Genomic DNA, 13,123 nt, shown 5'->3' on the forward strand with positions numbered 1-13,123 from the left:
CTCTCTCCTCTTTCCTTTGAGTTGGCATAACCGCTGCACTGCCGGATGGACCGCCGCAGCTTTACTTTCCCATCCGTTCTTACGATAATTAGCATTATACGGCCTTACTGTCATAATCCAATGTACAAAATGCTATCACTTTTCATGACAGATGAGACACCGCACGTGTCTGGCTATCCAAGCGGCCAAGGCCTGGGCGCTATCCTACAGATACAAAGGAGGGTTTCCCCTGCTGATCCCCCCGATCTCGGCGGCTTATCCCAGTGAGCCGCTTCACGCACAGGTATACCGTACTCTCAAGGAGGAGCTGCTCGGCGGCCGGATTGCTCCCGGGGGACGCCTGCCTTCCATCCGCCAGCTGGCACAGCACCTGGGCATCTCGCGCAATCCGGTTGAAGCGGCTTACGATCAGCTGGCTGCGGAAGGCTATATCGCCTCCCGGCCCAAAAGCGGCTACTATGCCGCCGACATGGAGCTCCTTGAAGATATCGTGAGAGAGGCCCCCCCTGCACCCACGGACTCTTCTGTGACGGAGCTCACCGTTCAGCCGCCGCACGCTTCGAGTGAGGCCCCCGGACTGGAGCGTCCCGGACAGGCGGCCTCCCTATCGAATGCGGCCGGCCTGATGCATAGAGGCACCCCCGCACCGGACCGTATCCGCTTCGATATGGACGGCACCGATACCGCCAGTTTTCCGTTTCCCCTCTGGCGCAAGCTCACTATGGAGGTGCTGCAGCCGGCGAATCTGGGGCTGCTCGGTTACGGCGACCGCCGCGGAGAGCCGAAGCTCCGGGAGCTCACCGCCGCCTACCTGCGGCAGACCCGCGGCGTCCGCTGCACGTCCGAGCAGCTCATACTCACCTCCGGTACGCAGCAGTCCATGCTGCTGATCGCATCACTGCTCCGTGGGACGCACCGGGAGTGGGCTGTGGAAGGAGCCATGGATCCGCGCATTGCGGCACTTCTGCGGCAGCAGGGCATCGGCCTGCATGGCCTTCCTCTTGAAGAGGACGGCTTTCCGGCCGACAGGCTGGACCCGGCGAAGCACCGGGCCGCCTATGTCACGCCGTCCCACCAATTCCCTTACGGGATGGTCCTGCCCGCGGCCAAACGGCTGAAGCTGCTGCAGTGGGCGGAGGCAAGCGGCGGTTACCTCATTGAAGACGACTATGACTCCGATTTCCGTTTCGAGGGCCGCCCGGTGCCCGCGCTGCAGGGGATGGACAGCACGGGCCGGGTCGTATATCTCGGCACCTTCTCGAGATCCCTCTCCCCCGCCTTCCGCCTCAGCTACTGCATCCTGCCGCCGGAGCTGCTCGAACGCTTCCACCGGGAGCTCCCCTGGTACGAGTCCAGCGCCTCCCGGCTGACCCAGAAGACGATGGAGCTGTTTATGGAGCGGGGCGGATTTGAGCGGCACGTCCGCCGGATGAAGCAGCTCTACCGGCACAAGCGCGCCGTGCTGCTGGAAGCCATCGCCCGGCACATGGGAGGATGCAGCCGCGTGTCCGGCACCGCCTCCGGGCTGCACGTGCTTCTGCGCCTCGACACTCCGCTGCTGGAGGAATATCTGCGGCAGCGTGCCGCTGCGCTCGGTGTCGATGTGCGGGCCGTGTCGTCCTTTCAGCTCGAGGGCGTCCAAGCGGAGCACCCCTGCGGGAACTTCTCCACTGAAGCCGAATCTGAATCGGCGGGCTTCCTTCTTGGCTTCGGGAGCCTTACCCCCGGGCAGATCGAAGAGGGGGTCCGCCGGCTCGCGCTGGCCTGGTTCGGCTAAGCCGCCCCTCTGCGCCCCTTCCGCAGATGGCGTTCACATCCCCTCCGGCCGTGCATATCCTGTCTATATAGGCATAAGCGGAGGAGGCGAGCGCAGCATGAAGCCAACCATCTTTTGGTATCGGATCGCTCTTCTGGGCTATTTGCTGGCCTGGTTCGCAGGCAGCTTCATTACTGCCGTATCCGTCTATAGCGGAGCCGTTGCCCGCCTTATGGGCGGTGAGTTCCCGGTAATCGAAGAGTACGTCTACTATGCGCTGGCCGGCGCGATTGGCGGCACACTGTACGCCCTGCGGCTGCTGCATGAGTACTACGACAACCTGAACGAGCGCTGGATCGTATGGTATCTGCTGCGGCCGATCAATTGTGCGGTGGCGGCGGTCATGACGATCATCCTGTTCAACAGCGGGATTCTGCTGCTCACCACGGGAGAGACGATGGAAGCGCGGATCGGCATCGCATTCCTGGTCGGCTTCGGTTACGGCAAGCTCATGGATAAGCTGCGGATGCTGACCGAGACGCTCTTCAACGGGGGCGCCGCAAAGACGAGCAGCCCGCCGGACCGCCCTCACCAGGGCAGCCAGGCAAAGAGGCTTGACGCAAAAAAGAACCCGCTCCGCCGGCTTCGGCCGGTAAGCGGGTCTTATTTTATTTTTCTATCTCCGGATTCCTGAACTCCCGTTTGCGCTCCGTCCACCCCTCTTGAGGCTTTGTCGAAAAGACCTCCCTGTCGACCGGTTCGTCGAACCGGATCTCCGTCATCTCCATGACTGTAACAGGCTCGCCGGCCCGGTCCGTCAGCAGCAGCTTCAGAATCACCCCCGTCTCCGAGTCAACCCAGTACTTATAGCGCTCAGCCCCCTGCTTCTCCCCCATATAGGCGTCCAGCTTCCCTTCCATGATCGTCGCCTCGCGGTCCAGAAACGGCTCCGTTCCCGTGATCTCAAAGATGGGCTGCATCGTAGCCTCGTCGACTGTCCAGAAGGCGAAGTAAGAAGGATAGACTAAATCCAAGCCGTCCGCCCAGGCTTTTCCACCCCTTGCCGACCAATTGTTCATTCCTTGGCTGTCCTTGTAAAAACGCGGCCCTGCAGGAGGCTCTCCAGTTCTTTTATTCAGCCTGTCATCAATCCAATAGAACGGTTTTCCTTTACGCTTCTCTTCCAAATACATGTGAAGCATTACCTTACCGTCAAAATTGGTTATTGAGTAAACCTGTCCGGTTTTCCCATCCAGCCTCTTGTGCGAAGAGCCCGGCACTTCCCCTTCATCCACTGTGAACTCCACGACATACTCGTTCTTCCCCCTATCTTCCGATACGTGATAAGCCCCCTGCACGGTCGTAAAATAATCCATTGTATTCAGCATCCGCTCGAATACCGGTACATCCGGCCCCTGCTTCTTCACGATCCCACCGAGAGTACCTGTGGGAGCAGGCAGCTGTCCTCCGTCCTGTATCCACCCTTTGGCGATGACGAAGTCCGATCCGCCCCCTTCGCCGGCCATTCGCTCCCGTTCGAGCTGTACGGTGCCATACCCGCCCAGGAGCAGTACGGCCCCGATCAAACCTGCAGCCCACATTCTACGGGTCCCCCTGCCAAATCGGCTTCCTCTTCCCAGCTCCCGGGAAGCAATCTCCCGTTCAATCTTGTTCCGCAGGTCCTTCGTGAAGGTCCGCTCGGTCAGCGGTTCCCTCCTTAGCCGGCTGTACCAAGAAGGCCGTTCATTCATAAGGGATACCCTCCTTCTGCAGCTGCTCCGATAGTTTAGCCCTTGCCCGGTGAATCCGGGATTTCACTGTACCGACCGAGATATTCAGCATCTCGGCGATCTCCTTCTGGGAGAGCTCGTGTACCGCGTCCAAGAGCAGCACCTCGCGCATCTTCAGCGGCAGCCCGGCTACCACCGTCCAGATTTCGTCTGTCAGCTGCAGCGAAAAATACTCCTCCTCCGCCGATCGCCCCTTCCTGTCCCCCAGCACCCGCTCCATAAGGAGGACGCGACGAAACCAACTCTTTTTACGGTAATCGTACACCAGATTCCTCGCAATCTTCAGCAGCCATGTCCGCAGGGAGGACTCCCCTCTGAAAGTGCTTATATATCGATAGGCCCGGATGAAGGTTTCCTGGGACAGATCGTCAGCCGCATCCGCCTTCCCCGTCAAAAAATAAATGTAGTTCCAGACCTCCTGCCCATGCAAATCCATGATCCCACGAAAATCGAGCACATCCAGACCGGCGGCGTGCCTCAGGTACTCCTCCAAGGGTTCCCCTCCTCTCTCCATACTTCTTATAGACAGCCCTTTCCATAGAAAGGTTCCCTCCTCCGGTTCACAAAAAAGGCCCTAAAGCAAAAAAAACCAAAGACCGCAGGAGCGGCACTTTGGTTTTGGTTTATTGAGCTAAACAGATTACGGCAGAACGATCTGCTGGCCCGGATAAATCAGATTCGGATTGCGCAGCGCATTCAGCTCCTGGAGCTTCTGCCAGGTCGTGCGGTGCAGCTTGGCGATCTTCCAGAGGGAGTCGCCCGGCTTCACGACATGCACTCCGGCAGCAGCCGTCGGTGCCGGGGCAGCTGCGGGAGCTCCTGCAGCCGGAGCCGGTACAGCCACGGGTGCAGCGCCTGTCACGTTAATGCGTCCCGCCGCGACGGTGCTGACCGCTCCCTGCTTCTGCAGGTACGATATTAGCGCTTCCTCCAGCGAGGCATAGTCGCCGAGCACCGGCTGGTCCTTGAACATGTCGTACTTGTCCCCGCCCGCCGCGATAAAATCATTGGTAGCAAGCACGTACTCCTGCTCCGGCACCAGCGGCACGCCCTTCACGTTCACGGAAGCAACCCGGCTGCCGGCCGGCTTCGAGGCGTCGAAGGTGAACGTCATGCCTCCGATATGCGGGAACGGGGCGAACGATTCGGGATAGCCCGATACGCCGTGCTCCAGAGCGGCCAGGAGCTCCGATCCCTTCACCTTCTTCGTCTGGATGTAGTTGCCGAACGGCAGGACCGTCACCACTTCGCCCTTCGTGATCGGCCCCGGTTCGATGGAAGCGCGGATGCCGCCTCCGTTGGTGAGCGACACATCGGCACCGCTCTCCGCGATCATCGCATCGGCGATGAGATTGCCAAGGTTCGATTCGCCCTTGCGCACGACCTCGCGGTCACCGACCAGCTTGATCTGCGTGCTGCCCACTTCCTGGGAGAGCACGGCCTCCTGCTCTTGTTTGATTCCCTTCACCAGCTCGACAATGGCAGGATCTTCGGCAGTCCCGCCTTCCTTCACGCTCGCTTTGGTCAGCAGGCCCGCCTTCTTGCCCGTCAGCTTCCCGTTCTCGAAGGTCAGGTCCACCCTGCCGATATTCTTGAGATACTCACCGGTCTGGGCGATAAGCACTGGGCCTACCTGCGTGCCTTCCTTCATCTCCGTGTGGCTGTGCCCATCGATGATGACATCGATCTCCGGCACCGCCTGAGCCACCTTGATGCTCGTATCCGTGCTGGACTCGTCCACTCCCAGGTGGGCCAGCGCAATGATCGCATCCACCTTGCCTTTGAGCTCGCCGACTACGGCTTTGGCCTCCAGGGCAGGGTCATGGAAGGTCAGCCCCTTCACATTGTTCGGATGGGTCTTGAATGCCGTCTCCGGCGTGCTGAGGCCGAAGATCCCCAGCTTGATCCCGTCCACTTCCTTGATGATATACGACTCCAGAATCCGGGAGCCGTCCTCCTTCTTCGTATTCGAAGAAAGGACTGGGAACTTCGCCTGGCCGGCCAGTTCGACAAGACGCGGATAACCATAGTTAAAATCATGGTTGCCCGCCGTCATCGCATCGTAGCCGATCGTGTTCATCAGCTTGACGATACTCTCTCCGCGTACCAGGTTGGCTATGGTTTGACCGTGAAACGTGTCCCCGGCGTCCAGCAGCAGCGTATTCGGGTTCTCCGCCTTATACTGCCTGGCCAGGGTGGCCAGCGCCGCATAACCGATGCCCGTATCGCTTGCTTCGAAGCGGGAATGGATATCGTTCGTATGCAGCAGGGTAATGCTTTTCTTTGCTACTGCCGTCACGGCAGAGGGGGATGCGGGGGCTGTGCCGGACTCGGCGGCAGCCGCCGGCAGGACCGGCAGGGACGCCATCAGCAGCGCCAGGGTTCCGATCATGGTGCTTCGGGAAGGGATCAATCGCATTCGCAGGTTCTCCTCCTGTAACATGGGCTTGGACATCTCCCTTCCAGTATACCAGCGGAGTATTACAGAACATTTCACTCTGCATGAAGATTTTGTTAAGAAGACAGCCGGTAAGCCGCCATTCCCCGGAGAAACCAAAAAAGAGCGCCGGAACGCATCCGGCGCCAAAGAAGATGAGGGGGTACTTCCTAAGATGACAAACGAGTATCCACCCGTGAAGCTCACTCTCCTCAGCCTGAAGCCAAGGTGGTAGCGGGAGCGAACCACACGGCCCACTGCTGCCGCCGGGTGTACTATACCTTTCGCATTCCGCCGCCAAGCTTCGGGGGTCGGACCCCTGCTCTTGATCAGATGGGATGCACGGCACCGGCTGCCGCGGCCCGATTAGACATCCTCAAAGCCCGGACCCCCCTACGCTTACGCTCGCGGTTTTCCTATTTTATAAGCTTGCCCATCGTTTTCATGAGCTCATCAATGACTTCGGTATCTCCCTGCTCGATCCGCTCGACCACACAGCTGCGCATATGCCCTTCAAGCAAAATTTTGCCTACCGAATTCAAAGCCGACTGGATCGCAGCAATCTGGTTCAGCACGTCATCACAGTACGTGTCCTTTTCAATCATGCCTTTGACGCCGCGGATCTGACCCTCGATCCGGTTCAAACGGGACACGAGGTTATCCTTTACTTTCGCCGAATGATGGCTCCGGCGTTCTGCGCCCGCACCACAGCAGTCATCCGCATGTGCCGCAGAGGTACTTTGCTCCTCTTTCGTTTCGATATCCATCTGGCTTCACCCTTACCTGCTTTTATTCTTATTTTAACATACCCCTATAGGGTATACAACACCTTTCTGCCGCCCAACTTCTGTCAAGCTTCAGTATATTCCTCGACACCACTACTTTAGACCTATGAACATCTTGTCAAAAATATGATTCCTTCGCCCCCTATTCTATGATATAACTGATACTAGATGAAAGAAGTGCCATGTAAGGGAGAGTCGGCCAATGAAAACCAAAGTAATCATTCTTGGGGGCGGGGTTGCCGGAATGAGTGCGGCCCATGAACTCGGAGAGCGGGGCTATGATGTTTCCGTTTACGAGATGAAGCGCCTGCCCGGAGGCAAAGCAAGGTCGATGCCGGTTCCAGGAAGCGGCAAGGATGGCCGCAGTGACCTGCCGGGAGAACACGGATTCCGATTCTTCCCCCGTTTCTATAAACATATTATCGATACGATGAAGCGAATTCCCTATGGAGACGGCAGGCATGTAGCCGATAATCTGACGGAAGGCACCCGCCTTGGGCTTGCCCGCACGGATGGGCCTCCGGTAGAGTTTCTCACCGAATTTCCGAGCTCCTTCTCCGACCTGAAGGATCTGTTCAAGTCCCTCTTCGATAACGACCTGGGCCTGACGGAAGCCGAGGTGGAACATTATCTGAGCCGGATTTGGCAGGTGATGACAAGCTGCGACGAGCGGCGTGAGGAAGAGTACCAGAATACGCCTTGGTGGAGCTTTATCAACGCCGATGAGCAGTCGGAGAATTTCCGGCGCGTCTTTGCCGGCATGACCCGTATTCTCGTTGCCGCCAAAGCTAGAGAAGCGAATACGTGCACCGTGGGAACCGTAGGGGCCCAGATTATGCTCGATATGGTGCTCCCCGGCGGAAGTGCGGACAGGCTCCTTGACGGGCCTACGAATGAGGTCTGGCTGCATCCCTGGCTGACCTACCTGCGACATCTGGGAGTTGACTATCATCTCAACGCCAAGGTGGAAGCGATCTCTTGTACGGATGGCATCATCACAGGTGCTACGATTACAGAGGATGGCGTCACCAAAGAGGTTCACGGAGATTTCTACATTTGTGCCCTGCCGGTAGAAGTCATGGCGCCTCTGGTTACGGGCGAAATGCTGCAAGCCGACCCTACCCTGGCGGGCATCAAACTGCTGTCCGATGATGTGGAATGGATGAACGGCATTCAATTCTACTTCAAAGAAGACGTCCCGATGATTCACGGGCACATGATTTATATGGATTCTCCTTGGGCGCTGACTTCCGTTTCACAGGCCCAGTTCTGGCCGGACTTTCCGATGAGCCAATATGGTGACGGAACGGTTAGAGGCGTGCTGTCCGTAGATGTTTCCGATTGGGAAGCACCCGGCCTGCTGTACGGCAAACCGGCTAAGAACTGCACCAAGGAAGAAATCATGGAGGAAGTATGGCACCAGTTGAAGCTGAGCCTGAATGCGGCCGGACAGGAGGTTCTAAGGGATGACAACCTCCACTCCTGGTTCCTCGATGAAGATATCCATATGCCTAATCCGGCAGGATCCTTAGTCAATCTGGAGCCCCTGCTGGTCAATAAGGTGTATACCCGGGAGCTTCGCCCCAATGCGTATACCCGTATTCCCAATCTTCTGCTTGCCTCGGACTATGTCAGAACCAATACGGATCTGGCCACGATGGAAGGAGCTAATGAAGCGGCCCGCCGCGCGGTGAATGTCATCTTGGAGAGAACGGAGTCGTCTGCCCCCTTCTGCAAGATTTGGGATATGTATGATTTTGATCTGCTGGCACTGCAGCGTCACCATGACAAGAAGCGGTTTGAAAAAGGCCTTCCGTGGGACGGTACTATATTTTCCCCTGTTGGCAGCTAAGCATTCGCTGCGGTCTCATTCCCTTATACAACAAACGAAACGCCTCATTCCGGCTCGGCTGGAAGAGGCGTTTTGTGCTTATATTGTATAAGATTTATATCATCATATCGATTTCGGCACGATGTTCAGGAACGGACGCTCGGCACTTTCTCCAGCGCCTTGAGGGTCTCCCGGATAAATGCCGGCTCGTCCTTCGGCGTACGGGAGGTAATGAGATTGCGATCGACCACCACTTCTTTATCCTGAAAAGCGGCTCCTGCATTCGTGATATCATCCTGCAGCGGCGGATAAGCGGTCAGAATCCGTCCCTGCAGCAGCCCGGCGGAGATCAGGATCTGCGGACCGTGACAGATGGCGGCAATCGGCTTGCCTACCTCGTCCATCACGTGAACGAACGATTGGATGAGCGGGTCCAGCCGCAGGGCCTCAGGAGAAGCGCCTCCCGGGATGACCACCGCGTCAAACTCATTTGGATTCACATCCTTAATAGCCATCTCCACCGTATAGCTCGCCTTCTTTTGTTTCCCTTCCAGCTTCTCTCCTGCCTTAAGACCGATAATTACCGCTTCGTGACCTGCCTCCAGAATAGCCTCATAGGGCTTTTGCATTTCGCTATCTTCAAACGCCGGACCCAGCAAGAAAGCAACTTTCGCCATTGTTATCGACTCCTTCTTGAGGAATTACGGCCTGCGCGGCCTATTCTTATTACCCGTTTCTCTCCTCCTACAATCAAGCCGTGTTCTCTCCTCTGCCTTTACAAATCCATTACGCATTCTTTTCGAAACCTTAACCCAAGCCTCCTCTCCGTTTTGGTACAATAAGATCGAACAAAGGACAGGACTTCGCCATTCCCCCTCTCCCCAATAAGTCGTCTCGATCCTGCTGCATCTCCCGTCCTCCCCCCACGGTCTTCGGGTGCAGCGTATCTTCTGCCAGTCCTCTTATCTCCCCCTTTCCCTTTTTAAAAAGAGTAGCTCCTTCAAGCCCTAAGCTGCCTCAGGGCTTTTTGCTTTTCCACTGTATCTGCACCTCAGCCTGTAGGCATGCCCTTGTATGCCTCACGAACAAACAAAAAAGAGCCCTCTTGGACTCATAGTCCAAAAGAGCTCTTCATTGGCTTGGCGACGTTCTACTCTCCCAGGACCCTGCGGTCCAAGTACCATCGACGCTGGAAGGCTTAACGTCGTGTTCGGAGTGGGTACCTGGTCTGCGTGGTTCCCTTCCGCCATCATCACCAAACGGTTGTTCAAGGCTTGCACCTTGAAAACTGGATACGAAACTGCTAGCTGAATACCTAACATCTATATTACTGCCGCCGCTTCCTTGCGGAAGCTTGTGGATAAGCCCTCGACCGATTAGTATTCGTCAGCTCCACGCGTTGCCGCGCTTCCACCCCGAACCTATCAACCTCGTCGTCTACAAGGGGTCTTACATACTGGGAAATCTCATCTTGAGGGGGGCTTCACGCTTAGATGCTTTCAGCGCTTATCCCGTCCGTACTTGGCTATCCAGCCGTGCTCCTGGCGGAACAACTGGTACACCAGCGGTACGTCCATCCCGGTCCTCTCGTACTAAGGACAGCTCCTCTCAAATTTCCTGCGCCCGCGACAGATAGGGACCGAACTGTCTCACGACGTTCTGAACCCAGCTCGCGTACCGCTTTAATGGGCGAACAGCCCAACCCTTGGGACCTACTTCAGCCCCAGGATGCGATGAGCCGACATCGAGGTGCCAAACCTCCCCGTCGATGTGGACTCTTGGGGGAGATAAGCCTGTTATCCCCAGGGTAGCTTTTATCCGTTGAGCGATGGCCCTTCCATTCGGTACCACCGGATCACTAAGCCCGACTTTCGTCCCTGCTCGACCTGTTTGTCTCGCAGTCAAGCTCCCTTATGCCTTTGCACTCTTCGAATGATTTCCAACCATTCTGAGGGAACCTTGGGGCGCCTCCGTTACGCTTTAGGAGGCGACCGCCCCAGTCAAACTGCCCACCTGACACTGTCCCCGTACCGGATCACGGTACCAGGTTAGAACTCCGATACGATCAGGGTGGTATCCCAACGGCGCCTCCACCCAAGCTGGCGCTCAGGCTTCTCAGGCTCCCACCTATCCTGTACAGATCGTACCAAAGTCCAATATCAAGCTGCAGTAAAGCTCCATGGGGTCTTTCCGTCTTGTCGCGGGTAACCTGCATCTTCACAGGTATTAAAATTTCACCGGATCTCTCGTCGAGACAGCGCCCAAGTCGTTACGCCATTCGTGCGGGTCAGAATTTACCTGACAAGGAATTTCGCTACCTTAGGACCGTTATAGTTACGGCCGCCGTTTACTGGGGCTTCGGTTCACAGCTTCGGATTGCTCCTAACCGCTCCCCTTAACCTTCCAGCACCGGGCAGGCGTCAGCCCGTATACTTCGCCTTGCGGCTTCGCACAGACCTGTGTTTTTGCTAAACAGTCGCTTGGGCCTTTTCACTGCGGCCCCCTCGGGCTATTCACCCTACCGAGGCACCCCTTCTCCCGAAGTTACGGGGTCATTTTGCCGAGTTCCTTAACGAGAGTTCTTCCGCGCGCCTTAGCATGCTCTGCTCGCCTACCTGTGTCGGTTTGCGGTACGGGCACCTTCTCCCTGGCTAGAGGCTTTTCTTGGCAGCCTGAACTCATGACCTTCGGTACTTAAATTTCCCTCCCCATCACAGCTTAGCCTTACGATGTGCGGATTTGCCTACACATCAGCCTTACTGCTTGGACGAGCATCCATCAGCTCGCGTCACTATCCTTCTGCGTCACCCCATTGCTCATAACGGTTCACGGTGGTACAGGAATTTCAACCTGTTGTCCTTCGACTACGCCTTTCGGCCTCGCCTTAGGTCCCGACTTACCCTGAGCGGACGAGCCTTCCTCAGGAACCCTTAGGCTTTCGGCGGATCAGATTCTCACTGATCTTTTCGTTACTCATACCGGCATTCTCACTTGTATGCAGTCCAGCTGTCCTCACGATCAACCTTCAACCCGCATACAACGCTCCCCTACTGCCCGGGTGCAAACAAGTTTGCACCTTGGACTCATAGCTTCGGTGGTGTGTTTAGCCCCGTTACATTTTCGGCGCAGAGTCACTCGACCAGTGAGCTATTACGCACTCTTTCAATGGTGGCTGCTTCTAAGCCAACATCCTGGTTGTCTGTGCAACTCCACATCCTTTCCCACTTAACACACACTTGGGGACCTTAGCTGATGATCTGGGCTGTTTCCCTCTTGACAATGGATCTTAGCACTCACTGTCTGACTCCCGGGCATCACGTTTGCGGCATTCAGAGTTTGACTGGACTTGGTAACCCTTGGCGGGCCCCGCACCCAATCAGTGCTTTACCTCCGCAACGCTAACCCGAGGCTAGCCCTAAAGCTATTTCGGGGAGAACCAGCTATCTCCGAGTTCGATTGGAATTTCTCCGCTACCCCCACCTCATCCCCGAATTTTTCAACATTCGTGGGTTCGGGCCTCCAGTGCGTGTTACCGCACCTTCACCCTGGACAGGGGTAGATCACACGGTTTCGGGTCTACGTCCACGTACTATGTCGCCCTATTCAGACTCGCTTTCGCTGCGGCTGCGGCTTCTCACCTTAACCTCGCACGGGAACGTAACTCGCCGGTTCATTCTACAAAAGGCACGCCATCACCCATTAACGGGCTCTGACTTCTTGTAAGCACACGGTTTCAGGTTCTTTTTCACTCCGCTCCCGCGGTTCTTTTCACCTTTCCCTCACGGTACTGCTTCACTATCGGTCACCAGGGAGTATTTAGCCTTGGCAGATGGTCCTGCCGGTTTCCCACGAGGTTTCACGTGTCTCGCGGTACTCAGGATCCGTCTAGGGTGTTCGCAGAATTTCAGTTACGGGGCTTTTACCCACTCTGGCCGGCCTTTCCAGACCTGTTCGCCTACTCTGCTTAACCCACATTGACGTCCTACAACCCCAAGGAGCAAGCTCCTTGGTTTGGGCTGTTCCGCTTTCGCTCGCCGCTACTGACGGAATCACTATTGTTTTCTTTTCCTGAGGGTACTTAGATGTTTCAGTTCCCCTCGTATGCCTCCAATGCAGCTATGTATTCACTGCATGGTACATGCGAATTACCACATGTGGGTTTCCCCATTCGGACATCCCCGGATCAAAGCCTGCTTACGGCTCCCCGAGGCATTATCGTTGTTCGCCACGTCCTTCTTCGGCTCCTGGTGCCTAGGCATCCTCCGTGTGCTCTTAATAGCTTAACCTAATCGCTATTCGAAACATTGGATGTTTCAGCTTTATTTGCTTTGTTTCGCTATCCAGTTTTCAAGGAACAAACCATGTTCACCGCCGTTTCACTGGCAGGAACGTTATCTTAGCATGGCGCCGCGGCCGATACAAGTATCAGCTTTTGACAGCCTAGCCAAGTTTGAAAGGCATTGCACCTTTCAAAACTGAACACGAGTGAGTGTCCGCAGCTCAAGGGCTGCTATAAGATTTGTC

8 protein-coding genes and 2 rRNA genes are annotated in these 13,123 nt (G+C 56.4%); 3 read left to right on the forward strand and 7 right to left on the reverse strand.

Going from position 1 to position 13,123, the window contains the following annotated elements; all coding sequences use genetic code 11:
- Positions 1-151 precede the first annotated feature (151 nt).
- Both pdxR and PM3016_RS33910 read left to right on the forward strand, forming a co-directional pair.
- Positions 152-1,777 carry a MocR-like pyridoxine biosynthesis transcription factor PdxR gene (gene pdxR, locus PM3016_RS33905; protein ID WP_013921022.1) on the forward strand — a complete coding sequence of 542 codons (1,626 nt, stop codon included), beginning with the start codon at positions 152-154 and terminating at the stop codon, positions 1,775-1,777.
- Between the two features lie 97 nt (positions 1,778-1,874).
- Entirely contained in the window at positions 1,875-2,450 is a 576-nt protein-coding gene (locus PM3016_RS33910) for a hypothetical protein (RefSeq protein WP_014372496.1), read from the forward strand.
- Here PM3016_RS33910 and PM3016_RS33915 read toward each other — a convergent pair.
- The 4 genes from PM3016_RS33915 to PM3016_RS33935 all read right to left on the reverse strand — a co-directional run bounded on the left by PM3016_RS33915 (position 2,425) and on the right by PM3016_RS33935 (position 6,750).
- On the reverse strand, positions 2,425-3,507 hold the full coding sequence (locus PM3016_RS33915; protein ID WP_014372497.1) for a hypothetical protein: 1,083 nt from the start codon (positions 3,505-3,507) through the stop codon (positions 2,425-2,427). The two genes, PM3016_RS33910 and PM3016_RS33915, sit on opposite strands and share 26 nt — an antisense overlap.
- Positions 3,500-4,039 carry an RNA polymerase sigma factor gene (locus PM3016_RS33920; RefSeq protein ID WP_013921025.1) on the reverse strand — a complete coding sequence of 180 codons (540 nt, stop codon included), beginning with the start codon at positions 4,037-4,039 and terminating at the stop codon, positions 3,500-3,502. Before PM3016_RS33920 ends, PM3016_RS33915 begins: the two co-directional genes overlap by 8 nt.
- A gap of 147 nt (positions 4,040-4,186) precedes the next feature.
- Positions 4,187-5,965 (reverse strand): 5'-nucleotidase C-terminal domain-containing protein, encoded by a 1,779-nt coding sequence (locus tag PM3016_RS33925; RefSeq protein WP_014372498.1) that lies wholly within the window; start codon positions 5,963-5,965, stop codon positions 4,187-4,189.
- A 434-nt stretch (positions 5,966-6,399) separates the two neighbouring features.
- Positions 6,400-6,750 carry a metal-sensitive transcriptional regulator gene (locus tag PM3016_RS33935; protein ID WP_013921027.1) on the reverse strand — a complete coding sequence of 117 codons (351 nt, stop codon included), beginning with the start codon at positions 6,748-6,750 and terminating at the stop codon, positions 6,400-6,402.
- Between the two features lie 220 nt (positions 6,751-6,970).
- Here PM3016_RS33935 and PM3016_RS33940 point away from each other — a divergent pair, with 220 nt between their 5' ends.
- Entirely contained in the window at positions 6,971-8,620 is a 1,650-nt protein-coding gene (locus PM3016_RS33940) for a hydroxysqualene dehydroxylase (protein ID WP_013921028.1), read from the forward strand.
- Positions 8,621-8,745: 125 nt separating this feature from the next.
- Here PM3016_RS33940 and PM3016_RS33945 read toward each other — a convergent pair whose 3' ends face one another.
- The 3 genes from PM3016_RS33945 to PM3016_RS33955 all read right to left on the reverse strand — a co-directional run bounded on the left by PM3016_RS33945 (position 8,746) and on the right by PM3016_RS33955 (position 12,885).
- The gene (locus tag PM3016_RS33945) at positions 8,746-9,276 is read right to left on the reverse strand and encodes a type 1 glutamine amidotransferase domain-containing protein (protein ID WP_013921029.1); all 531 of its coding nucleotides are present in this window, start codon (positions 9,274-9,276) and stop codon (positions 8,746-8,748) included.
- Positions 9,277-9,736: 460 nt separating this feature from the next.
- Positions 9,737-9,859: ribosomal RNA gene (gene rrf / locus PM3016_RS33950) — 5S ribosomal RNA — on the reverse strand.
- Between the two features lie 96 nt (positions 9,860-9,955).
- A 23S ribosomal RNA gene (locus PM3016_RS33955) occupies positions 9,956-12,885 on the reverse strand.
- Between the last annotated feature and the right edge of the window lie 238 nt (positions 12,886-13,123).

The sequence above is a fragment of the Paenibacillus mucilaginosus 3016 genome, assembly GCF_000250655.1.
Taxonomy (GTDB): Bacteria; Bacillota; Bacilli; order Paenibacillales; family NBRC-103111; genus Paenibacillus_G; species Paenibacillus_G mucilaginosus.